This is a genomic window from Streptomyces sp. NPDC056580 (assembly GCF_042793175.1).
Lineage (GTDB): Bacteria > Actinomycetota > Actinomycetes > Streptomycetales > Streptomycetaceae > Streptomyces.
Genome location: NZ_JBHTVE010000001.1, coordinates 674997 through 697760 on the forward strand (window position 1 = coordinate 674997; position 22764 = coordinate 697760).

23 protein-coding genes are annotated in these 22764 nt (G+C 74.7%); 18 read left to right on the plus strand and 5 right to left on the minus strand.

Features of this window, described 5'->3' with window-relative positions:
• Position 1: 1 nt before the first annotated feature.
• The 11 genes from bioD (at position 2) to mug (ending at position 9822) form a co-directional block, all read left to right on the plus strand.
• A complete protein-coding gene (gene bioD / locus ACFQ9Z_RS03195) occupies positions 2–718 on the plus strand; it encodes a dethiobiotin synthase (protein WP_383010059.1) in 717 nt (238 codons plus the stop codon).
• Between the two features lie 106 nt (positions 719–824).
• The gene (locus ACFQ9Z_RS03200; protein ID WP_383010061.1) at positions 825–1517 is read left to right on the plus strand and encodes a class I SAM-dependent methyltransferase; all 693 of its coding nucleotides are present in this window, start codon (positions 825–827) and stop codon (positions 1515–1517) included.
• Positions 1518–1722: 205 nt separating this feature from the next.
• Complete coding sequence (locus ACFQ9Z_RS03205; protein WP_383010063.1) at positions 1723–2532, plus strand: ABC transporter ATP-binding protein; 810 nt, start codon at positions 1723–1725, stop codon at positions 2530–2532.
• 4 nt (positions 2533–2536) lie between these two features.
• A complete protein-coding gene (locus ACFQ9Z_RS03210) occupies positions 2537–2773 on the plus strand; it encodes a hypothetical protein (protein WP_383010065.1) in 237 nt (78 codons plus the stop codon).
• A 47-nt stretch (positions 2774–2820) separates the two neighbouring features.
• Positions 2821–3708: an LLM class F420-dependent oxidoreductase gene (locus ACFQ9Z_RS03215; protein WP_383010067.1), complete on the plus strand. Its 888-nt coding sequence runs from the start codon at positions 2821–2823 to the stop codon at positions 3706–3708.
• A 44-nt stretch (positions 3709–3752) separates the two neighbouring features.
• Positions 3753–4178: a GNAT family N-acetyltransferase gene (locus tag ACFQ9Z_RS03220; protein ID WP_383010070.1), complete on the plus strand. Its 426-nt coding sequence runs from the start codon at positions 3753–3755 to the stop codon at positions 4176–4178.
• Between the two features lie 217 nt (positions 4179–4395).
• Positions 4396–5739, plus strand: a complete 1344-nt coding sequence (locus ACFQ9Z_RS03225; RefSeq protein ID WP_383010072.1) for a hemolysin family protein — start codon at positions 4396–4398, stop codon at positions 5737–5739.
• Positions 5736–6749 carry a hemolysin family protein gene (locus ACFQ9Z_RS03230; RefSeq protein WP_383010074.1) on the plus strand — a complete coding sequence of 338 codons (1014 nt, stop codon included), beginning with the start codon at positions 5736–5738 and terminating at the stop codon, positions 6747–6749. The genes ACFQ9Z_RS03225 and ACFQ9Z_RS03230 overlap by 4 nt, the downstream gene beginning before the upstream one ends.
• Before the next feature lie 171 nt (positions 6750–6920).
• Positions 6921–7709 (plus strand): SGNH/GDSL hydrolase family protein, encoded by a 789-nt coding sequence (locus ACFQ9Z_RS03235; RefSeq protein ID WP_383010076.1) that lies wholly within the window; start codon positions 6921–6923, stop codon positions 7707–7709.
• A gap of 128 nt (positions 7710–7837) precedes the next feature.
• A complete protein-coding gene (gene purB / locus ACFQ9Z_RS03240; protein WP_383010078.1) occupies positions 7838–9280 on the plus strand; it encodes an adenylosuccinate lyase in 1443 nt (480 codons plus the stop codon).
• Positions 9277–9822: a G/U mismatch-specific DNA glycosylase gene (gene mug, locus ACFQ9Z_RS03245; RefSeq protein WP_383010316.1), complete on the plus strand. Its 546-nt coding sequence runs from the start codon at positions 9277–9279 to the stop codon at positions 9820–9822. The genes purB and mug overlap by 4 nt, the downstream gene beginning before the upstream one ends.
• Before the next feature lie 13 nt (positions 9823–9835).
• On the opposite strand, the gene ACFQ9Z_RS03250 is transcribed toward mug, so the two are convergent.
• From ACFQ9Z_RS03250 to ACFQ9Z_RS03260, 3 genes are read right to left on the minus strand one after another with little or no spacing between them, the layout of a single operon-like run.
• On the minus strand, positions 9836–10276 hold the full coding sequence (locus ACFQ9Z_RS03250) for a hypothetical protein (protein ID WP_383010080.1): 441 nt from the start codon (positions 10274–10276) through the stop codon (positions 9836–9838).
• Between the two features lie 41 nt (positions 10277–10317).
• A complete protein-coding gene (locus ACFQ9Z_RS03255; RefSeq protein WP_383010082.1) occupies positions 10318–11028 on the minus strand; it encodes an ABC transporter permease in 711 nt (236 codons plus the stop codon).
• 2 nt (positions 11029–11030) lie between these two features.
• Positions 11031–11951 (minus strand): ATP-binding cassette domain-containing protein, encoded by a 921-nt coding sequence (locus tag ACFQ9Z_RS03260; RefSeq protein WP_383010084.1) that lies wholly within the window; start codon positions 11949–11951, stop codon positions 11031–11033.
• A 106-nt stretch (positions 11952–12057) separates the two neighbouring features.
• Between ACFQ9Z_RS03260 and ACFQ9Z_RS03265 the strand changes: the two genes are divergently transcribed.
• The 3 genes from ACFQ9Z_RS03265 (at position 12058) to ACFQ9Z_RS03275 (ending at position 15128) form a co-directional block, all read left to right on the plus strand.
• Complete coding sequence (locus ACFQ9Z_RS03265; protein WP_383010086.1) at positions 12058–13212, plus strand: sensor histidine kinase; 1155 nt, start codon at positions 12058–12060, stop codon at positions 13210–13212.
• 14 nt (positions 13213–13226) lie between these two features.
• A complete protein-coding gene (locus tag ACFQ9Z_RS03270) occupies positions 13227–13880 on the plus strand; it encodes a response regulator (protein ID WP_383010088.1) in 654 nt (217 codons plus the stop codon).
• A 90-nt stretch (positions 13881–13970) separates the two neighbouring features.
• The gene (locus tag ACFQ9Z_RS03275) at positions 13971–15128 is read left to right on the plus strand and encodes an ROK family transcriptional regulator (RefSeq protein ID WP_383010090.1); all 1158 of its coding nucleotides are present in this window, start codon (positions 13971–13973) and stop codon (positions 15126–15128) included.
• A 99-nt stretch (positions 15129–15227) separates the two neighbouring features.
• Here ACFQ9Z_RS03275 and ACFQ9Z_RS03280 read toward each other — a convergent pair whose 3' ends face one another.
• The gene (locus tag ACFQ9Z_RS03280) at positions 15228–15989 is read right to left on the minus strand and encodes a GntR family transcriptional regulator (RefSeq protein ID WP_383010092.1); all 762 of its coding nucleotides are present in this window, start codon (positions 15987–15989) and stop codon (positions 15228–15230) included.
• Between the two features lie 332 nt (positions 15990–16321).
• Here ACFQ9Z_RS03280 and ACFQ9Z_RS03285 point away from each other — a divergent pair, with 332 nt between their 5' ends.
• From ACFQ9Z_RS03285 to ACFQ9Z_RS03295, 3 genes are all read left to right on the plus strand, one after another.
• A complete protein-coding gene (locus ACFQ9Z_RS03285; protein WP_383010094.1) occupies positions 16322–17152 on the plus strand; it encodes an alpha/beta fold hydrolase in 831 nt (276 codons plus the stop codon).
• A gap of 117 nt (positions 17153–17269) precedes the next feature.
• Positions 17270–18856 (plus strand): alkaline phosphatase D family protein, encoded by a 1587-nt coding sequence (locus tag ACFQ9Z_RS03290; protein WP_383010096.1) that lies wholly within the window; start codon positions 17270–17272, stop codon positions 18854–18856.
• A 638-nt stretch (positions 18857–19494) separates the two neighbouring features.
• Complete coding sequence (locus ACFQ9Z_RS03295) at positions 19495–20931, plus strand: GNAT family N-acetyltransferase (RefSeq protein ID WP_383010098.1); 1437 nt, start codon at positions 19495–19497, stop codon at positions 20929–20931.
• Between the two features lie 62 nt (positions 20932–20993).
• Here ACFQ9Z_RS03295 and ACFQ9Z_RS03300 read toward each other — a convergent pair whose 3' ends face one another.
• Positions 20994–22211 carry a trans-sulfuration enzyme family protein gene (locus tag ACFQ9Z_RS03300; RefSeq protein ID WP_383010100.1) on the minus strand — a complete coding sequence of 406 codons (1218 nt, stop codon included), beginning with the start codon at positions 22209–22211 and terminating at the stop codon, positions 20994–20996.
• Between the two features lie 60 nt (positions 22212–22271).
• Between ACFQ9Z_RS03300 and ACFQ9Z_RS03305 the strand changes: the two genes are divergently transcribed.
• Positions 22272–22763, plus strand: coding sequence for an Lrp/AsnC family transcriptional regulator (locus tag ACFQ9Z_RS03305; RefSeq protein WP_383010102.1), 492 nt, complete (start codon positions 22272–22274; stop codon positions 22761–22763).
• The last annotated feature ends 1 nt before the right edge of the window (position 22764 follow it).

Sequence of the window (22764 nt, forward strand, 5' to 3'; positions counted from 1 at the left end):
CATGCCGGTACTGGTGATCACGGGGACGGGCACGGAGGTCGGCAAGACCGTCACGACCGCGGCCGTCGCCGCCACGGCGCTCGCTGCCGGGCGTTCGGTGGCCGTGCTGAAGGCCGCGCAGACGGGCGTACGGCCGGACGAGCGCGGCGACGCGGACGAGGTGGCCCGGCTGGCCGGCCCCGTCACCGCGACCGAACTGGCCCGCTTCCCGGAGCCGTTGGCGCCGGGTACGGCGGCCCGGCGGGCCGGGATGGCGCCGGTGCACCCGCACGAGGTGGCCGAGGCCGCGGCCAAGCTCGCCACCGAGCACGACCTGGTGCTGGTCGAGGGGGCGGGCGGGCTGCTCGTCCGGTTCGACGCGGCGGGCGGCACCCTCGCCGACGCGGCCCGGCTGCTGAACGCGCCGGTGCTGGTCGTCGCCACGGCCGGCCTCGGCACGCTCAACACCACCGAGCTGACGGCCCGTGAACTGCGGACCCGCGGGCTCGAGCCGGCCGGGATCGTCATCGGGAGCTGGCCGGACGATCCCGACCTGGCCTGCCGCTGCAACGTGGTGGACCTGCCGGAGGTCGCCGGCGCCCCGCTGCTCGGCGCGCTGCCCGCCGGGGCGGGGGCGCTGCCGGCCGCCGCCTTCCGCGCCGCCGCGCCGGGCTGGCTGGCGGCGCGGCTGGACGGCACGTGGGACGCGGAGGCGTTCCGCATCCGGCAGGCGCCCTGAGCGGCTTGCTCGTCCGTCGCACCCGCCGCGCATGACCATGGGCGCGGCGGGATGTGACGGGGCCCGGCGGGGGACAATCACCGTAGGCCCTGTCCGGGAGGTTGCCATGCGGTTGTCGTCGGCCGGTTCCGGCACGGTGGCGCGGAGCCCCGTCCACCACCCGCTGTTCGCCCGTTACTACGCCCGGCTCAGCGTCGGCGCCGACTCCAGGCTCGGCCTGGCCTCGGTACGCGGACGGCTGCTCGCCGGGCTGTCCGGGCGGGTGATCGAGATCGGCGCCGGGAACGGGCTGAACTTCGGGCACTATCCGGGGGCCGTCGCCGAGGTCGTCGCGATCGAACCGGAGCCCCTGCTGCGGAAGCTGGCCCTGGAGTCGGCCCTGCGCGTCCCGGTGCCGGTCGACGTGGTGCCCGGGGTCGCGGAGGCGCTGCCGGTGAAGAGCGAGGCCTTCGACGCGGCCGTGCTGTCGCTGGTGCTGTGCAGCGTGCGGGACGTGGCGCGGGCGCTGGCCGAGGTGCGGCGGGTGCTCAGGCCGGGTGGCGAGGTGCGCTTCTTCGAGCACGGCCGGGGCGGGGGCCGGGCGATGGTGCTGACCCAGCGCACCCTGGACGCGACGCTCTGGCCGGTGCTGAACGGCGGCTGCCACCTGGCCCGCGACCCGGTGGCCGCGCTGCGTGCCGCCGGGTTCGAACTCGGGCCCCAGCGGCGGGTGATGGTGCCGGAGCGGGGTCCGGCGCTGCCCACGTCCTACTGCGCGCTGGGCACGGCCTGGCGTCCCGCCGAACCGGCCGGACGCTGACCGCCGGCCGGCACCGCGGCGGCCGCCCGGCGCCGGACGGCCGGCGCCCGCGCCGACGGACTCCACCCTGCGTTCCGCTGGGCCGTCCCGGAAACGGTGTCCCTTACATCGTGTGTGTGTCGTCGGCCCGGGGAGGGATACCGGCTGTGGGGCCGGTCACACTAGGCTCGGTCGGGACGAGGGAGTCGACGACCGGGAGGCGGTCTTGTCCACACCTGCTGCGGAGTACGCGCCGGGCCGCACCCCGGACGGCGGGATCGCGGCCCGGGCGCGCGGGCTGACCAAGGCGTACGGCGCGGGCGAGACCGCGGTGCTCGCCCTCGACTCGGTGGACGTGGACATCACCCGCGGCCGCTTCACCGCCGTCATGGGGCCCTCAGGCTCGGGGAAGTCCACACTGATGCACTGCCTGGCGGGCCTGGACGACGTGTCGGCCGGTCAGGTCTGGCTCGGCGACACGGAGATCACCGGCATGAAGGACCGGGAACTGACCCGGCTGCGGCGCGACCGGGTCGGCTTCATGTTCCAGTCGTTCAACCTGATCCCGACGCTGACCGCGGCCGAGAACATCACGCTGCCCATGGACATCGCGGGCCGCAGGCCCGACGGCGCCTGGCTGGACCAGGTCATCGACACCCTCGGGCTGCGCGGGCGCCTGTCGCACCGGCCGGCGCAGCTCTCGGGCGGTCAGCAGCAGCGGGTGGCGTGCGCGCGGGCGCTGGCCTCCCGGCCCGAGCTGATCTTCGCCGACGAGCCGACGGGCAACCTGGACTCGCGGGCCGGGCTCGAGGTGCTGGGCTTCCTGCGCGGCGCGGTGGACGACCTCGGGCAGACGGTCGTCATGGTCACCCACGACCCGGGCGCGGCCGCCCACTCCGACCTGGTGCTCTTCCTCGCCGACGGCCGGATCGTGGACGAGATGGAGCGGCCGACCGCGGACGCCGTGCTGGAGCGCATGAAGGCGTTCGACGCGGTGCGCGGGCGGCTGGGCGACGACATCGCCCCCGAGGTCTGACCTGGTGCTCAGGGCGCCCCTGCGCGGCTTCCTCGCGCACCAGGGCCGGCGGGCGCTGTCCGCGCCGGCCGTCGTGCTGTCCGTGGCGTTCGTCGTGCTGTCCGTGGCATTCGTCGCGGGCAGTCTGATCCTCTGCTCGCGGCGATCGCCCTCGAGTGACGCCGCCGCCCTCGCCGGGCGCCTCGCGGGCTCCGGCCACGGGCGGCGCGGACCTTCCTCCGCCGGCGTGCCCGGGCCGTGATGGAATCGAGGAGCCCGGCTTAAGTCGGCTACCGCGGAGGAGAGTTCATGCCACGCCCGTTCCGGTTCGGGGTCAATCTGCTCACACCGTCGCCCGCCGACGACTGGCGGGCGACGTGCCGCCGCGCCGAGGAGCTGGGGTACGACGTGATCCTGGTCCCCGACCACCTCGGCATGGTCGCGCCGTTCCCGGCGCTGGTGGCGGCCGCCGAGGCGACCGAGCGGCCGCGCCTGGGCACCTTCGTGCTCAACGCCGGCTTCTGGAACCCCGCGCTGCTGGCCCGCGAGGTCGCCACCACCGACGCGCTCACCGGCGGCCGGCTCGAACTCGGCCTCGGCACCGGCTACGTCGAGGCCGAGCACGAGACGGCCGGACTGCCGTACGGGTCCCCGCGCGAGCGGGTGGACCACCTGCGGCGCACGGTCCGGGAGCTGGACCGGCTGCTCGGCTCCGGGGAGCACCTGCCGCGGCCCGCGCAGCGCCGGGTGCCCCTGCTGATCGGCGCGAACGGGGACCGGATGCTGCGGCTGACCGCCGAGCACGCGGACATCGCGGCGTTCACCGGAGCCCGGCCGGGACGCACCGCCGGCACGCTGGAACCGCTGACGGCGCAGGAGCTGGACGAGCGGGTCGCCCGGTACCGGGCGCACGCGGCGGACCGGGCGGCGCACGCCGAGCTGAACCTGCTCATCCAGATCGTGGCCGTCACCGACGACCCGGAGCCGGTGCTGCGGCCCCTCCTGGAACGGCAGCCGCAGCTCACCCTGGAGGAGGCGCTGGCCCTGCCCATCGTGCTGGTCGGCCCGCTCGATCACCTGGTGGCACGGGTGCGGGCGCAGCGGGAGCGGTTCGGGTTCTCGTACCTGACGGTCCTGGAGCCGTCGATGGAGGCGTTCGCGCCCGTGCTGGCCCGGCTGCGCGAGGAGTCCGCATGATGGAATCCGCGGGAGCGAGCGCCGTCGTGTGATGGGGTTCCGGCATGACCGGACTCAGCCTGCGCCCCGCCCTTCCCGCCGACCTGGACGCCGTCCTCGCGTTCTGGCGGACGGCCGCCGAGGGCACCAGCATCAGTGACGACCGCGCCGGGGTGGAGCGGCTGATCGCCCGCGACCCCGGGGCGCTGATCCTCGCCGAACTGGAGGGCGAGCTGGCCGGCACGGTGATCGCGGGGTTCGACGGCTGGCGCTGCCATCTGTACCGGCTCGCGGTGGACCCCGGGCGGCGGCGGCAGGGCATCGGCTCGGCGCTGCTGGCCGCCGCCGAGGAGCGGTTCGCGGCGCTCGGCGGCCGGCGCGCGGACGCGATGGTCCTCGTCCGCAACGAGACCGCGCACCACGCGTGGCGGGCCGCCGGGTACGGGCCCGAGGAGCGGTGGCGCCGCTGGGTGAAGCCGCTCGCGGGCTGATCTCCGGCCGCCCGCGCACCGGCGTCCGGCCGGTCACGGACCCGCGTCCGGCCGGTCACGGACCGCATTCCCAGGACTCTTTGCCCATCCTTTACCATTGAGGGAGCACTCGGCCCTCCATGAAAGGTTGTGAGAGTCCGCCCATGGGCGATCCTCCCAGTCCGCGACACCGCGCGTTCCGTCCCGCCCTGCCCGATCATGGGACGGGGGTGACCCGATGACCGAAGTGCTCCTCCTCCTGCTGGCGATCCTCCTCGCCCTGGCCTGCGGCGCCTTCGTGGCGGCCGAGTTCTCGCTGACCACGGTCGAGCGCGGAGAACTCGAGCGCGCCGCCGCCCGCGGCGAGCGGGGCGCCCCAGGCGCCCTGAAAGCCGTACGGAACCTGACCTTCCAGCTCTCCGGCGCCCAGCTCGGCATCACCGTCACCAACCTGGTGGTCGGCATGCTCGCCGAGCCCTCCGTCGCCAAACTCCTCGCCGGTCCCGTCCAGGCGCTGGGCCTGTCCGCCACCACGGCGAGCTCCGTCGCGCTGGTGCTGGGCACCGCCCTGTCCACGGTGTTCCTGATGGTGGTCGGCGAGCTGGTGCCGAAGAACTGGGCGATCTCCTCGCCGCTGGCCGTGGCCAAACGGGTGGGCAACCCGCAGCGCTGGTTCAGCGCCGCCTTCCGTCCGTTCATCACGCACCTGAACAACATGGCCAACCGGGTGGTGCGCCGGATCGGCGTCGAACCCGCCGAGGAGCTGGCCTCCGCGCGCGGGCCGCAGGAACTGGCGGCTCTCGCCCGGCACTCCGCCAAGGCGGGCGCGCTCGAGGCGGACACCGCCGAACTGTTCGTCCGGACCCTGAACCTCGCCGACCTGACCGCGGAGAACGTGATGACCCCGCGCGTCCAGGTCGTCGCCCTGGACGCCCAGGCGACCTGCGAGGACGTCGCGAACGCCACCCGGGCGACGGGCCTGTCCCGGTTCCCGGTCTACCGGGGCAGCCTGGACTCCGTCGTCGGCATCGCCCACGTCAAGGACGTCCTGGCCATGCCCGCCGACCAGCGCACCCGCCGCTCCGTCGGCCAGGTGATGCGCGAGCCCCTGATGGTGCCCGAGTCCCTCACCGTCGACCGGCTGCTGGACCGGCTGTCCGGCCGGCGCACCATGGCCGTCGTCATCGACGAGTACGGCGGCACGGCGGGCGTGGCCACGCTGGAGGACATCGTCGAGGAGGTCGTCGGCGAGGTGCGCGACGAGCACGACCCGCACGAGACGCCCGACCTGGCGCCCGCCGGCGCGGACACCGAGGGCCGGGCCCTGTACTCGGCGGACGGCGCCGCCCGCACCGACCAGCTCGCGCGGGTGGGTCTGCGGGCGCCCGACGGGCCGTACGAGACGCTGGCCGGCCTCGTCGCCGCCGAGCTGGGCCGCATACCGAGCGTCGGGGACAGCGTCGAGGTGGCCGGCTGGCGGCTGGACGTGGTGGACGCCTCGGGGCGCCGCGCCGCCCGGGTGCTGCTGCACGCGCCGCTGGACGACGAGGAGCGCGACCGCCGCGCGGAGGGGGCCCGATGACCGCCGTACAGCTGCTGATCGGTCTGGCGACACTGGTCGTCAACGCGTTCTTCGTGGGCGCCGAGTTCGCGCTGATCTCGGTGCGCCGCTCGCAGATCGAGCCGCTCGCGCAGGAGGGCGACCGGCGCGCGAAGAGCGTGCTGTGGGGCCTGGAGCACGTGTCCGCACTGCTGGCCGCCGCCCAGCTCGGCATCACGCTGTGCACGCTGGTGCTCGGTGTGGTCGCCGAGCCGGCGATCGCGCATCTGCTGGAGCCGGCGTTCCACGCGGCCGGCGTGTCCGCGGGCGTGGGCCACGCGGTGTCCTTCGTGATCGCGCTGGCCCTGGCCACCTATCTGCACATGCTGCTCGGCGAGATGGTGCCGAAGAACATCTCGCTCGCCGAGCCCGTGCGCAGCGCGCTGCTGCTCGGCCCGCCGCTGGTCGCGCTCTCCCGCGCGCTGCGCCCGGTGATCTTCGCGATCAACGCCTTCGCGAACGGGCTGCTGAAGCTGCTCAGGGTGGAGGCCAAGGACGAGGTCTCGGCGACCTTCACGGACACCGAACTCGCCGAGATCGTCAAGGACGCCAGCGAGGCCGGGCTGATCGACGGCCGGGCGCAGGAGCGCCTGCACGACGCCCTGGAGCTGGGCCGCCGTCCGGTGCGGGACGTCGTCGTCCCGCTCCGGCGAGTGGTCTACGCGCGCGTGGGCGTCACCGCTGAGCAGTTGGAGCGGCTGTCGGCGGAGTCCGGTTTCTCCCGGTTCCCCGTGGTCGACGAGGGCCGCCGGATCGTGGGCTACCTGCACGTCAAGGACGCGCTGGACGCCGTGCCCCGGGACCTGCCGTTCCGGCTGCGGGACATGCGGCCCATCGCGCGCGTCCGGGAAGGCACCCCGCTGGACGACGTGCTCACCGCGATGCGCGGCAGCCGCACACACCTGGCGGCCGTGCTCGGCGAGGACGGGCGGCTGGCGGGTCTGGTGACCATGGAGGACGTCCTGCGGGAGCTGTTCGGACAGCCCGCCTGAGCCAGCGGCGTCCGTGCCGGGACGGGTCCGCCCGGGCCGGTCCCGGCAGGCCGCACCGGCCGCCCCGGCCACGCCGCCGCCCCGCCCCGGCCCCGGTCCGCCCCGAGCGGGCCGGGGCCGGGGCGGCCGACCGACCGACGGGTATGGAGCCGGGATACCATCGCTGACGCCATGCAGACAGATTCCATACCTCCCGCCCACACCAGCCTGGTCGCCCTCGGCGACTCCTTCACCGAGGGCATGTCGGACCTGCTGCCCGACGGCTCCTACCGGGGCTGGGCCGATCTGCTCGCCACGCGGATGGCCGCTCGCACCCCCGGTTTCCGGTACGCCAACCTCGCCGTGCGCGGGAAGCTGATCGGGCAGATCGTCGCCGAACAGGTGGACGTGGCCGCCGCGATGGGCGCCGATGTGATCACCCTCGTCGGCGGGCTCAACGACACCCTGCGGCCCAAGTGCGACATGGGCCGGGTGCGGGGCCTGCTGACCGAGGCGGTGGAGCGGCTGGCGCCGAGCTGCGAGCAGCTCGTGCTGATGCGCAGCCCCGGCCGGCAGGGTCCGGTGCTGGAGCGCTTCCGGCCGCGCATGGAGGAGTTGTACACCTGCATCGACGAGCTGGCCGCGAAACACGGCGCCCTGGTGGTCGACCTGTACGGGGCGCCGTCGCTGGCGGACCCGCGGCTGTGGGACGTGGACCGGCTGCACCTGACGGCCGAGGGGCACCGCCGGGTCGCGGAGGCGGTGTGGCAGGCCCTCGGCTACCACGCCGAGGACGCCGAGTGGCACGTGCCGATGCCGGCCACGCTGCCGCCCGGCTGGGTGCACCGGCGGATCGCGGACGCGCGCTTCGCCCGGCAGCACCTGCTGCCCTGGATAGGCCGCCGGCTGACCGGCCGCTCCTCCGGCGACGGCCGCCCGGCGAAGCGCCCGGACCTGCTGCCGTACGAGGGGCGGGCGTAGCCCCCCGCTGAGCGGCGGGCCCCGGGTCCGCGCAGCGCCGCCCCGGCCGGCGTGACGTGGCTCTCGTAGCTTCCGCCGAAGGACTGGGTGGCGCTGGCCTGCACGAACCGCCAGTAGAATCTGGACACGTGACTTCTGCGCCCGCCAAGCCCCGCATCCCCAACGTCCTCGCCGGACGCTACGCCTCCGCCGAGCTCGCCACGCTCTGGTCCCCCGAGCAGAAGGTGAGGCTGGAGCGCCGGCTCTGGCTCGCCGTGCTGCGGGCCCAGAAGGACCTCGGCATCGAGGTGCCGGACGAGGCGATCGCCGACTACGAGCGCGTCCTCGACACCGTCGACCTCGCCTCGATCGCCGAGCGCGAGAAGGTCACCCGGCACGACGTGAAGGCACGGATCGAGGAGTTCAACGACCTCGCCGGGCACGAGCACGTGCACAAGGGCATGACCTCGCGCGACCTCACCGAGAACGTCGAACAGCTCCAGATCCGGCTCTCCCTCGAGCTGGTGCGCGACCGCACCGTGGCCGTCCTGGCCCGGCTCGGCAAGCTGGCCGGCGAGTACGCGGAGCTGGTCATGGCCGGCCGCTCGCACAACGTGGCCGCCCAGGCCACCACCCTCGGCAAGCGGTTCGCGACCGCCGCCGACGAGCTGCTGGTCGCCCACGGCCGTGTCGAGGAGCTGCTGGGCCGCTATCCGCTGCGCGGCATCAAGGGCCCGGTCGGCACCGCCCAGGACATGCTGGACCTGCTCGGCGGCGACGCGGCCAAGCTCGCGGAGCTGGAGGACCGCATCGCGCGGCACCTGGGCTTCTCGCAGGCGTTCACCTCGGTCGGCCAGGTGTACCCGCGCTCGCTGGACTACGAGGTCGTCACCGCGCTGGTGCAGCTCGCGGCGGCGCCCTCCTCGCTGGCGAAGACGATCCGGCTGATGGCCGGGCACGAGCTGGTCACCGAGGGCTTCAAGCCGGGCCAGGTGGGCTCCTCGGCGATGCCGCACAAGATGAACACCCGCTCCTGCGAGCGCGTCAACGGCCTGATGGTGATCCTGCGCGGCTACGCCTCGATGACCGGCGAGCTGGCCGGCGACCAGTGGAACGAGGGCGACGTCTCCTGCTCGGTGGTGCGCCGGGTGGCCCTCCCGGACGCCTTCTTCGCCCTGGACGGCCTGCTGGAGACCTTCCTGACCGTGCTCGACGAGTTCGGCGCCTTCCCGGCCGTCGTCGCCCGCGAGCTGGACCGCTACCTGCCGTTCCTCGCCACCACCAAGGTGCTCATGGGTGCCGTGCGGGCGGGCGTGGGCCGCGAGGTCGGGCACGAGGCCATCAAGGAGAACGCCGTCGCCACCGCGCTCGCGATGCGCGAGCAGGGCGCCGAGCGCAACGACCTGCTCGACAAGCTCGCCGCCGACGAGCGGCTGCCGCTCGACCGCGAGCAGCTCGCCGCGCTGATGGCCGACAAGCTGTCCTTCACGGGCGCGGCCGCCGCCCAGGTCGGTGCGGTCGTCGGCCGCGTCGAGGAGATCGTCAAGCAGCACCCCGAGGCCGCCGGTTACACCCCGGGGGCGATCCTCTGACCCGCCTCACCCCCGCGGAGCTGGAGGCCGCCCGCGACCGTCTCGTCCCGGACGTGGTCGCGGACGGCCTGCGGGTGCTGTTCTGCGGCATAAACCCCGGCCTGACGACCGCCGCGACGGGCCATCACTTCGCCCGTCCCGGCAACCGTTTCTGGCCGGTGCTGCACCTGTCCGGCTTCACGCCGAGGCGGCTGGCGCCCGCCGAGCAGGCCGAGCTGCTGACCTACGGGCTCGGCATCACGAACGTGGTGGCGCGGGCGACCGCGCGGGCCGACGAGCTGACGGCCGAGGAGTACGCCGAGGGCGGCAGGCTGCTGACGGCCAAGGTGGCGCGGCTGAGGCCCAGGTGGCTGGCCGTGGTCGGGGTGACCGCGTACCGGGCGGCCTTCCAGGAACGCGGGGCGCGGGTGGGGCCCCAGGAGCGTGCCGTCGGCGGCTCCCGGGTGTGGGTGCTGCCCAACCCCAGCGGGCTGAACGCGCACTGGACGGCGGCGACGATGGCGGAGGAGTTCGCGCGGCTGCGGGAGGCGGCGGAGGTCTGACGGATCCGCCGGGTCAGGGCGGGTCCGTCTCCGTGACCACCGCCAGGAGCTGGAACGGCGGTTCGCCGTCCCACCGGGACACCCCGAGGGCAACCCAGCGGCCCGACTCCTCCCGCCACAGGTGCAGGTCCGGCACGTGCGCGGCCAGTGCGCCCCATGGCTGCGCCGTCTCCTCCCCTTCCGCGCTCCGCACGAACACGCTGAACAGACTGAACACGTCCGCAGGTCCCCACCGCTCGGCGAGCCGCTCACTCAGCGCGTCCCGGTCGGCCTCGTACTGCGCCCGCGCCGTCTCCCGGTCGGCACCGTCGTCCTCATGGCGGTCGCCGCCGGCCGCCAACACGGCTATGAGGTAACCGGGCCCGCCCGTGCCCACGTCCGTCCGGCCGTGCTCCGCCGGGAACTCCCGTACGCGCAGCCGCTCGATCAGGGCAAGACAGTTCGCGATGTCCATGCGATCCAGTAAAACGGCCCCCACTGACAATTGGCGTGCCGTCAGGCGTCCCTGCGGCGCACGCTCCACGCCCCCGCGCACAGGGCCGCCGCCGACCACAGCGCGGCCACGGCGAGGCCGGTCCACGGGCCGACGGAACCGTACGGGCCGCTGTGCAGGGCGACTTGGCCGGCCCGGTCGGGCAGCAGGTCGGCCACGCCCGATGACATGTCGCCCACGACGAAGGACACGATCAGCAGGAACGGGATCAGCACGGAGAGCGTCGCGACGCCACTGCGCAGGACGGCGGTGAGGCCGGCGGCGAGCAGCGCCATCAGCGTGAGGTGCAGACCGCAGCCGACGGCGCCGCGCAGCCCCTCGGTCCAGGACGGCCCGTCGGCGCCGAGGACGGCCTTGCCCGCCAGCAGGGTCACGAGGCCGGTGAGCAGCCCCGTCGCCAGTACCGGCAGGGCGATGGCCGTCACCTTCGCGGCGAACCACCGCCGCCGGTCGGGTACGGCCGCCAGCGTCAGCCGCAGCGCACCGCCCCGGAACTCGGAGGAGACGGCCGTCGTACCGAAGGCCACGGCGGCGATCTGCCCGAAGCTGATACCGAAGAACACCGAGAACAGCGGGTCCGTGCCGTCGGCGTCGGCGGCGGCGAGCACGGAGAACGCGACGGTGGCCACGAGGACCGCGGCCAGGCCGCCGACGAGCGAGCGCAGGGAGCGGATCTTGATCCACTCGGCGTGCAGGACCGGGATGAACGGCATGGTCAGGCCTCCTGGGGCTGGGCGGTGAACTCGGCCTCGGCGGCCGTCAGATCGAGGTAGGCCTCTTCCAGCGTGGCCTCCTGCGCGGTCAGTTCGAGCACGGGCACGCCCGCCTGCGCCATGAGGCGGCCGAGGTCGTCCACACGCGCGTGCCGCACGGTCCAGGCGCCGTCCTCGCCCCGGGAGGCGTCGTGGCCGTGCCGGGCGAGCAGGCCGCCGAGGGCCGCGTCGTCGGCGGTGCGGATCCTGACCCGGGGCCGCACGCGCGCGTGGATGAACTCCTGGACCGGCGTGTCGGCGAGGAGCCGGCCCCGGCCGAGGATCAGCAGGTGGTCGGCGAAGGCGGCGGTCTCGTTCATCAGATGGCTGGAGACGAGGACCGTACGGCCCTCCGCGGCGAGAGCGCGCAGCAGGGTGCGGATCCAGATGATGCCCTCCGGGTCGAGGCCGTTGGCGGGCTCGTCCAGCAGGATCACCTCCGGGTCGCCGAGGAGGGCGGCGGCGATGCCGAGCCGCTGGCGCATGCCCAGGGAGTACGTCCGCACCCGGCGCCGGGCCACCGCGGCCAGCCCGGTGCGCTCCAGGACGGTGTCCACCCGGTGGGCCGGGATGCGGTTGCTGACCGCCAGGGCCCGCAGGTGGTCCCGCGCGGTGCGGGAGCCGTGCGCGGCCCCGGCGTCCAGCAGGGCGCCCACCCGGCGCAGGGGGTCGGTGAGTTCGGCGTAGGCGCGGCCGCCGATGGTGGCGGTCCCGGAGGCCGGCCGGTCGAGGCCGAGGACTAGCCGCATGGTGGTGGACTTGCCGGCGCCGTTGGGGCCGAGGAACCCGGTGACGCGGCCGGGACGGACGCTGAAGGTGAGCCGGTCCACGGCGCGCCGGCCGCCGTACTCCTTGGTGAGGTCTCGTACGTCGATGCTGGTCATGGTGACAGCCTCGCGGGGGGCGGCCGCTGGATCCTCCCCCACCGGTGGGCGCTGTCTCCCCCGCGCGGGGGAGGTCCGTCGCCGGGGGCGCTGCGAGGATGTGCGGGTGATCCGTTTCCTGCGGCCGCTGTCGCGCTCCGCGACGTACACGCGTCTGCTGCACCTGTGGGTTCCCATGCTGCTGCAGAGCGTGTGGATGCTGGTCGACGAGTCGAAGCCCTGGGTGCCGGCGCTCGTGCTCCTCCCGGTCGGCCTGCTGCCCGGTGTGCGCGTGGGTGAGGGCGTCCAGGGCCGGCTGCTGCTGACGCCCGGCGCGAAGGAGTCCGGCATCTCCGTGACCCCGTCGGCGAGTTGGCGGGACCGGGGCCGCACGGTGCTGTGGCTGGAGCTGCGGATGCTCCTGGGCTGGGTGACGTCGTTCTGCTCGGTGTGGATGCCGATCGCGGCGTACGAACTGGCGACGTGCGCCTGGGGGCGGGCGCCTTCCGGGGTGCCTGTGCTGGACCTGCTGCCCCCGGGGAGGGCGTGGGCCCTGCTCGCGCCGGTCCCGCTGCTCGTCCTGTACGGCACTGTCGTCGGACTCGGCGAAGCGGCCGCCGCGGGCGCCCGCCGGCTCCTCGGGCCGTCCGCCGCCGAGCGGCTGGCCGCCCTGGAGGAGCGCACCGAGCGGCTCCTCGAACGCACGCGCATCGCACGGGAGTTGCACGACTCCATCGGGCACGCCCTGACGGTGGCCGTGGTGCAGGCCGGCGCGGCGCGGGCGGCGGGCGACCCGGAGTTCACCGCGAGGGCGCTCGAGGCCATCGAGGAGACGGGCCGGGATGCCCTCGCCGACCTCGAGCGCGTGCTCGGGGTGTTGCGCGAGTCGGAGCGGCCGGCGAGCGCCCGGCCCACCCTGGCCGACGCCGACCGGCTGCTGGAGTCGGCCCGCGCCTCCGGCGCCGAGGTCGACGCCGAGGTGACCGGCCCGGTGGCCGCCGTGCCCGGACCGGTCTCCCGCGAGGGGTACCGGATCCTGCAGGAGGCGCTCACCAACGTGCTGCGGCACGCGGGAGCCGTGCCGGTACGGGTCCGGGTGTCCGTGCAGGGGAGCGCGCTCGCCCTCGAGGTCCGCAATCCGCTGCCGGCCGGGCCGTCCGGGACGGGGCGGGGCAGCGGGCTGCGCGGGATACGGGAGCGGGCCGCGCTGCTCGGGGGCAGCGCCCGCACCGGCCCGTACGAGGGCGACTGGCAGGTGCGTGCGGAGCTTCCGCTGGGCTGATCTACGCTGGCCGGATGCCGGTCACCGTACTCCTGGTCGACGACGAGCCGCTGGTGCGCGCGGGTCTGCGCGCCGTGCTGGAGGCCCAGCCCGACATCGAGGTGGTCGGCGAGGCGGCCGACGGGGCGGCCGTCATCCCGCTGGTGCGCCGGCTGCGGCCGGACGTGGTGGCGATGGACGTGCGGATGCCGCTGATGGACGGCATCGAGGCCACGCGCGCGGTGCTGCGCACGGTCGACGAGCCGCCCAAGATCCTGGTGGTGACCACCTTCGAGGACGACGAGTTCGTGTACGAGGCGCTGCGCGCGGGCGCCGACGGGTTCCTGCTGAAGCGCTCCCGGCCGGCCGAGATCGTGCACGCGGTGCGGCTGGTGGCGGACGGCGAGTCGCTGCTGTTCCCGGCGTCGGTGCGGCGCCTCGCCGCCCGGTACGGGGACCGGCGCCCGGCCGGCCCCCCGCTGGCCGGGGCCGGGCTGACGGAGCGGGAGGCCGAGGTGCTGCGGCTGATGGCCCGGGGCCTGTCGAACGCGGAGATCGCCGCCGGACTGGTGGTCGGCACGGAGACGGTGAAGTCGCACGTGAGCGCCGTGCTGGCCAAGCTGGGCGCGCGGGACCGCACCCAGGCGGTGATCGCCGCCTACGAGTCGGGGTTCGTCGCGCCCGGCTGACCTCACAGGTCCGCGGGGCCCGGCGTTCGCCGGTGCGGTCCGGGCCGAGTACGATCCGCCCAACACGCCCGCGAGCTGGGAGGACGGACGGTGGGGCAGCTTACCGGTGGCGATCCCTCGCTGCTGCGAAGGATCAACTCCGCGGTGGTGCTGCACGCGTTGCGGGCCACGGACTGCGCGACGCTCACCGAGATCACCCGGCTCACCGGCCTGTCCCGGCCGACCGTCGAAGGCGTCGTGGAGGGGCTCATCGAGGCGGGGCTCGTGGTCGAGAAGGCGGCCGACGAGGGTACCGCGCGTCGTCAGGGGCGGCCCGCCCGCCGGTTCCGGTTCCGGGCCGAGGCCGGGCATCTGCTGGGTCTGGAGATCGGCCCGCACCGGGTCGCCGCGCTCCTGTCCGACCTGGACGGCCGGGTGCTGGGCACGCAGGCCAAGGAGGTGGCCGAGACGGCCCCGGCGGACGAGCGGCTGGACCGGCTGCGCGGCGCGGTCGCCGAACTGCTGCGCCGGGCCGGGGTGGCTCGCCGCTCGCTGCGGGCGGTGGGCGTGGCCTCACCGGGCATCGTGGAGGCGGACGGGACGGTACGGCTGGGCACGGCGCTGCCGGGATGGACGGGGCTGCGGCTCGGCGACCGGCTCGGCCGCTCCTTCAAGTGCCCGGTGCTGGTGGAGAACGACGCCAACGCGGCGGCCGTGGCCGAGCACTGGAAGGGCGCGGCGGCCGAGACCGACGACCTGGTGTTCGTCCTGGCCGGGCTCAGCCCGGGCGCCGGCGCGCTGATCGGCGGCCGGCTGCACCGGGGGTACGGCGGGGCGGCCGGGGAGATCGGCGCGCTGCACCTGCTGGGCCGGGAGGTGACCCCGGAGACCCTGCTGTCCACCACCGACGAGCCGCTGCACCCGCTGGACGAGCAGGCGGTCGCCCAGGTGTTCGCGCTCGCCCGGGAGGGCGACCGGCGGGCGCGGGCGGCGGTCGAGCGGTTCATCCAGCGGCTGGTGCACGACGTCGCCGCGCTGGTGCTGGCCCTCGATCCCGAACTGGTCGTGATCGGCGGCTGGGCGGCCGGTCTTGACGGTGTGCTCGACCCGCTGCGCCGCGAGCTGGCGCGCTACTGTCTGCGCCCGCCCCGGGTGGCGCTGTCCGCGCTCGGCGGGGCGGCCGTGGCCACGGGGGCGCTGCGGCTGGCCCTGGACCACGTCGAGGCGGAGCTGTTCGCGGTGGAGGGGACGGTCACCGGGCGGCGCTGAGGCCGGTCACGGGACTCGGACGGCCGGGGGTGCGGCCGGCGCGGAGCACGCCCGGCCGCGCCCCGGTGTCCTCCGGGGGCGCGGTCGGTGATGCGTCGCTCAGGAGGCCCGCTGCTCGGGGTCGTGGTGTATCTCCACGTCGGGCGAGTCGCCGAAGGTCAGCCGGCAGGTGTCCGCGCGGTAGGTCGCCACGGAGAGCGCGGCGGTGCGGCCCCCTGCGAAGAACCGGGTGGTGACGACGAGGACCGGGGCGCCGGGCAGCCGGTCGAGGTCCTTGGCGTCGTCGGCGCGGGCCGAGCCCAGCTCGACGGCACGGTCCTGGCCCTCGAGCTCCAGGCGCTGCAGTTCGCGCAGGACCGCACGGGCGCGTGCGGCGCCGGAGGGGGCGTCGATCGCGGTCAGGTCGGGCACCGCGGCGTCGGGGATGTGGAGCAGTTCGATGGCGACGCGCTGGCCGTTGGACGTCCGGGAGCGGCGCACGACGTGCACGGCCTCCCCGGGGCCGGTCTCCAGGGCGGCGGCCACGGCGGCGGGCGGCGCGGCGCGCTCGCAGTCCACGGGCTGCCAGGCGTCTTCGGCGGACCCCGGCCAGGTGTGCTGCCGGCTGCCGACGGCCACGCCCACGCGCGGGGGCGCGACGGTCGTGCCGACGCCGCGGCGGCGCTGCAGGCGGCCCTCCAGCTCCAGTTGTTCGAGGGCCTGGCGGAGCGTGGCGCGGGCCACGCCGAAGCGGGCGGCCAGATCGCGCTCGTTGGGCAGGATCTCGCCGACCGAGAACTCCGAGTCCAGTGCCTCACTGAGCACGGTCCTGAGATGCCAGTACTTCGGCTCCGGCACCGATTCCAGCTGCGTGGTCCCCACCCTGTCCTCCGCAAGTGCCGTGGTCCGGCGGTTTTTAGCGCCCTTGTTTATTAAAGGTTGTTGCACTTATCAGCGACCATAAGGCGGCCCACACCCTTGGTCAAGACCAATCCTCGATCCCTGGGGCAATACACAGGGCCGGCACCGCGCAGCGTTCATGAGGCGTTCGCACAGGTGGGCGGGTGTGACATTCCGGCGAAGCGCGTGTCGCTGCGGGTTCCCCCGCTCGGCGGCCCCGCGGCCGCCGGGAGCGAGCGAGGGGCTACCCGTGGGTAGCAATTGCTGACAAGCTGTCTACGGCGTCCGTCAGCAGCCCAGACGAGGAGCACTCCATGTCCGCCACCGCCACCTTCTCGGTCCCCACTGTGCACGGCCCCAGGGACGTGACCGTCTCCTACGCGCGCGTGGGACGCGGTGCGCCACTGGTCCTGCTGCACGGCATCGGCCACCACCGGCAGGCCTGGGACCCGGTCGTCGACATCCTCGCCACCGAGCGCGAGGTGATCGCGGTGGACCTGCCGGGCTTCGGCGCGTCCCCCGGCCTGCCCGGCGGCCTGGACTACGACCTGCCCACGACCAACGCCGTGCTCGGCTCCCTGTTCCGGACCCTGGACCTGGACCGCCCGCACGTGGCCGGCAACTCGCTGGGCGGCCTGCTCGCCCTGGAACTTGGCCGCGAGAAGCTCGTACGGTCCGTCACCGCCCTGTCCCCCGCCGGGTTCTGGACGCAGGCCGAACGCCGGTACGCCTTCACGGTGCTGCTCGCCATGCGGGGCATCGCCCAGCGGCTGCCGCTGCCGCTGGTGGAACGGCTGTCCCGCTCCGCCGCCGGCCGCACCGCGCTGACCAGCACCATCTACCGCCGCCCCGGCCGCCGTTCGCCCGACGCCGTGGTCGCCGAGACCCTCGCCCTGGCCGGCGCCACCGGTTTCGGCCCGACCCTGCGGGCGGGCACCACCGTCCAGTTCACCGACGACCTGGCGGGCCTGCCGGTCACCGTCGCCTGGGGCACCCAGGACCGGCTCCTGGTGCGCCGGCAGGGCGTCCGCGCCAAGACGATCATTCCGCACGCCCGGCTGGTGCGGCTGCCCGGCTGCGGGCACGTCCCGATGAACGACGACCCGGCCCTGGTCGCCCGCGTCATCCTCGACGGCAGCCGCTGACCGGCTGGACGCCCCCGGGGACGGCCCACTGTTCACCTGCGGTTCGCGCGCGCGCCGCGGCGCACCAGTAGGTGTGGCTCTGCACACTGGCCGGATCCCGTCCTTGGAGGCACAGCCATGTCCCACCGTCCGTTCCCCGGCCGCCGCGGCGTGCTGCGCGGTTCGCTCGCCGCGTCGGCGGCCCTGACCCTGCCCGTGGGCCTCGGCGCGGCCCCCGCGTTCGCCCGCTCCGGGCGCCCCTCGGCCGACTGGGGCGTGCAGACGGGCGACGTGACCACCGACTCCGGTCTGGTGTGGGTGCGTTCGGACCGGCCGGCCCGCATGATCGTGGAGACCTCGGCCACCGGGTCCTTCCGCGCCCCCCGCCGCTGGCAGGGCCCGCTGGTGGGCGCCGGCACGGACTTCACCGGCACGACCCGGCTGCACGGCCTGCCCTCCGGCGAGCAGATCCACTACCGGGTGCTGCTCGCCGACCCCGACGACCCGCGCCGCACCGGCGAGCCGGTGACCGGCGCCTTCCGCACCGTCTCCCGGAGCCGCCGGGACGGCGTGCGGTTCCTGTGGTCGGGCGACCTGGCCGGGCAGGGCTGGGGCATCAACCCCGACCGCGGCGGCTACCGGATCTACGACGCGATGGCGAAGCTGGACCCGGACTTCTTCCTGTGCAGCGGCGACAACATCTACGCGGACGGCCCCGTCGCCGCCACCCAGGCCCTGCCCGACGGCGGCACCTGGCGGAACGTCACCACCGAGGAGAAGGCCAAGGTCGCCGAGACCCTCGCCGAGTACCGGGGCAACTTCCGCTACAACCTGCTGGACGCCAACCTGAGGCGGTTCAACGCCCAGGTGCCGTCCATCGTGCAGTGGGACGACCACGAGGTGCGCAACAACTGGTACCCGGGCGAGGTGATCGCCTCCTCGGACACCCGGTACACCGAGAAGAGCATCGACGTGCTGGCGGCACGCGCCCGGCGGGCGTTCAGCGAGTACTTCCCGCTCTCCACGCTGCGGCCGGGCTCGCGCGAGGGCCGGGTGTACCGCGTGCTGCACCAGGGGCCGCTGCTGGACGTGTTCGTGCTGGACATGCGCACCTACCGCAACGCCAACTCGCCCGACGACCGGACCACGGACCCGCAGGGGATCCTCGGCCGTGAGCAACTGGAGTGGCTGAAGCGGGAGCTGGCACGGTCACGGGCGGTGTGGAAGGTGATCGCCGCGGACATGCCGATCGGCCTGGTGGTGCCCGACACCACGGAGAACCGGCCGAACTTCGAGGCGGTGGCGCAGGGCGACCCGGGGGCCCCGCTGGGCCGGGAGCTGCAGATCGCGGAGCTGCTGCGCTTCGTCAAGCACCGCCGGATCACCGGCACCGTGTGGCTGACGGCGGACGTGCACCACACCTCCGCCCAGCACTACCAGCCCTCGCGGGCGGCGTTCACCGACTTCGAGCCGTTCTGGGAGTTCGTCTCGGGCCCGCTGAACGCCGGCGCCTTCCCCGCCAGCGCGCTGGACGGCACCTTCGGCCCGGAGCGGGTGTTCGTGAAGGCGCCGACCGCCTCCAACGTGTCGCCCGCCGGCGGTTACCAGTTCTTCGGCGAGGTCGACATCGACGGCGGCAGTGGCGAGCTGACGGTACGGCTGCGCGAGCAGGACGGCACGGTGCTGTTCACCCGGACGCTGCAGCCGGGCCGAGTCGGCCAGTAGGGCGCCGCCGGACCGCCGGGTCCCTTACCCTCGTCGACGTGCCGCGCACCGGCGTCATCCCCCGGAGCGCGGCACGGTCACGGGCGGACGCCTACTCCCGTTACCGAGAACGTTCTCGCAGACAGGGCCCATTGCCAGTGGCCGCCTCCACGGTTCTTCCCATGACGCGAACACTGCGGACCGCGGCCTGTCCGCGACCCTCCGCGCTCTGAGTCCGCACGGACGGGCGCCGCCCCGGGCTGGAGAGGTCCCGGGGCGCGAAGCCGCAGGGGCCGAGGACCACCCCCGGTTCCTCTCGGGCTTCCCGACCCGCCGCAGACAGGCGCCGCCGCGCTGCCGGCCGCGGCGGACGGGCCGCGGCGCGCCACTACCAGCCGCAGTGGCGCGCCTGACTCGACCCAGTGGTGACCGGCAACGGCGACCGGCCGCAATTGGGGTCCTTCTCGGGCCGCGGCGGTGTCTACGCACGGCTGGACGTCCTCACCCCCGGCTTTGCCGAGGGCGAGGAAACGGCCGCCTGAGCCGCCCCTGTACTGGAAAATCCAACAAAAGGGACGGAAGCATGCTTTACCCATCGGTCACAAACCGTTCGTGATCACGCAACACCGTTCCTTCACAGTGGGTGCATGACTTCAGACATGTCTCGAGCGACGCGCGCCAAGCACGGCCGGCCGGTGCACCACTGGCGGCGGGATCTCGTCGAACTCGCCGCCCTGTTCACGGCGGTGGCGGTGGCGGACGGCGTGGCCAACCTGATCGGGCACGGCCCCGACGGTCCCGCGCTGCTGGTGATCTCGGCGGTCGTGCTGGCCGCGACGGCGGGCTTCCACACCTGGTGGGCACGGCGCCACGGGCACGCGCCGCCGGCCGGGGATACCGGTGCCCGGCCGGCCGCCGAGGGGCGGCCGGCCGGGCCCGCGCAGGACCCCGACGCGGCGGCGCCGGACGCGGCCGGGGCCAGTGCGCTGTGGCGGATGCGGACCACCGTGCGGGACGAGCCCGGTTCGCTGGCCGCGCTGTGCGCGGCGCTGGCGGGACGGCGGGTCGACATCCTGAGCCTGCAGACGCACCCGCTGGCCGAGGGCACCGTGGACGAGTTCCTGCTGCGGGCGCCCGGGGCGCTCACGGCGACCGAGCTCACCCGGGCGGTGTCGCTGGCCGGTGGCGGGTCCACCTGGATCGAGCGGGCCGACGCCCACGACCTGGTGGACGCCCCGACCCGGGTCCTGGCCCTCGCGACGCGCACCGCGCTGGACACCGCGGAGCTGCCGCTGGCCCTGCGGCAGTTGCTGGGCCGGTGCACGATCCGCTCGCTGCCCGCCACGCCGTTCGGCGGGGGCCGGGGGCCGGAGCCGGTCCCGGCGGAAGGGGTGCTGGAGGACACCGTCATGCGGCTGCGGGCGCCGGAGGGCGGCGTGCTCACCGTGGAGCGGCCGTACCTGCCGTTCACCCCGGCCGAGTTCGCGCGGGCCAGGGCGCTGGTGGAGCTGGACAGGCGGCTCGGCCCGCGCATCCCGGACGGCCGTGACGTACTGACGCTGCCCGAGGGCCCCGACATCACCGTGCGCCGGGTGGACACCGGCGATCTCGCGGCGGCCAGGGACATGCACGAGCGGTGCTCGCGGCACACCCTCGGCCTGCGCTACCACGGGCCGGCCGGGGACGCCGACCGCTATCTGAGCCACCTGCTCAGCCCCCGCTTCGGCCGGACGCTGGCCGCGCAGACCGCCTCCGGGCGCATCATCGGCCTCGGCCACCTGCTGTGGGACGGCGACGAGACCGAGGTCGCGCTGCTGGTCGAGGACGCCTGGCAGCGGCGCGGCATCGGAGCCGAACTGCTCGGCCGGCTGGTGGCGATGGCGGTGGAGGCGGGGTGCGAGAGCGTGTACGCCGTGACGCAGGCCTCCAACACCGGGATGGTCGCGGCGATGCGCGGCCTCGGACTGCCCCTGGACTACCAGATCGAGGAGGGCACGCTGGTGGTCACGGCCCGTCTGGGCGCCGCCGCCGTCGCGGCCGGGGCGTCGCGCGAGGACCTCGGGGAGCGGCTCGGCGGAGCGGTCCGCCGCGACTGAGCAGCGTCCGTGACGGCGGCCCGGTCCCCCGCACCGGGCCGCCGTCGTCGTGAGGAGGCGGCTCAGCCCGCGGTCTCCCGCAGCGGCGCCGCCTCCCGCAGCGGGACCGGCGTCCGGGTCCGCTCCCCCAGCGCCCGGTCCAGGTCCGCCCACAGGTCGTCGACGTCCTCCAGGCCCACCGACATGCGCAGCAGCCGGTCGCTCACCCCGGCGCCGCGCCGATCGTCGGCGTCGACGATGCGGTGGCTGATGGACGCGGGGTGCTGGATGAGGGTGTCGACGCTGCCCAGGCTGACCGCCGGGGTGATCAGCCCGACGCGGGCGATGACGTCGTGCGGGTCGCCGTGCACCTCGAAGGCGATCATGGCGCCGCCCAGCTTCGGGTAGTGGACGCGGGCCACCCGCGGGTCGGCGGCGAGCCGGCCGGCCAGTTCGGCGGCGCTCGCGGAAGCGGCCCGGACCCGCACCGGCAGCGTGGACAGGCCCCTGAGCAGCAGGTAGCCGGCCAGCGGGTGCAGGACGCCGCCGGTGGCGAAGCGTATCTGCCGCAGCCGTCCGGCGAACTCCTCGCCGCAGGCCACCACACCGGCGAGGACGTCGCCGTGCCCGCCGAGGTACTTGGTGGCGCTGTGCAGCACCAGGCGCGCTCCGTGCTCGGCGGGGCGCTGCAGCACGGGCGTGGCGAAGGTGTTGTCGGCCAGCAGCGGGACGGAGCCGCAGGAGTGGGCGACGGCCCGCAGGTCGACCTCGGCGAGGGTCGGGTTGGCGGGTGTCTCGACCATCACCAGACCGGTGTCGGGGCGCAGCGCGTCGGCGATGCCTGCGGGGTCGGTCCAGGTGACCTCGGTGCCCAGCAGACCGGCCGTCAGCAGGTGGTCGCTGCACCCGTACAGCGGGCGCACCGCGACCACATGGCGCAGGCCCATGGCGGACCGCGCCAGCAGGACCGCGCTGAGCGCGGCCATGCCGCTGGCGAAGGCGACGGCGGACTCGGTGCCCTCCAGCCGGGCGAGCGCGGTCTCGAAGCGGGCCACGGTCGGGTTGCCGAGGCGGCCGTAGATCGGCGGCCCCTCGGGGTCGGCGCCGTCGGTGGCGAAGGCGTCGATGCGGGCGGCCTCACCGCGGCTGTCGAAGGAGGGGTAGGTGGTGGACAGGTCGATCGGCGGGGCGTGCAGTCCCTGGCGGGCGAGATCGTCGCGGCCGGCGTGCACGGCCTCGGTGGCCAGTGCTCTCGATGCGGTGCGTACGTCCTCGTACGCACCCGTGCTCGCTGTGTCCATGGGCGGAAGGGTGAACACGGAACGGGTTCCGGGGACCGGACGCCGTGCTACGTTCGGCGCATGGCCGAATCTGTCGTACTGGATCCGGTGGATCTTCATCTGCTGAGGCTCCTGCAGAACGACGCCCGGACCACCTACCGCGACCTCGCGGCCCAGGTGGGCGTGGCGCCGTCGACGTGCTTGGACCGGGTGACCCGGCTGCGCCGCGCGGGCGTGATCCTCGGCCACCAGCTCCGGCTGGACCCCGCCAAGCTGGGGCGCGGTCTGGAGGCGCTGCTGTCGGTGCAGGTCAGGCCGCACCGCCGGGAGCTGGTGGGGCCGTTCGTGGAGCGGATCCGCGCGCTGCCGGAGTCGCGGACGGTGTTCCACCTGACCGGTCCCGACGACTACCTGGTGCACGTGGCCGTGGCGGACATGGCCGATCTGCAGCGGCTGGTGCTGGACGGGTTCACCGCCCGGCGGGAGGTGGCCCGGGTGGAGACCCGGCTGATCTTCCAGCAGTGGGACTGCGGGCCGCTTCTGCCCCCGGCTGAATCCGCGATCCACGGGTGAC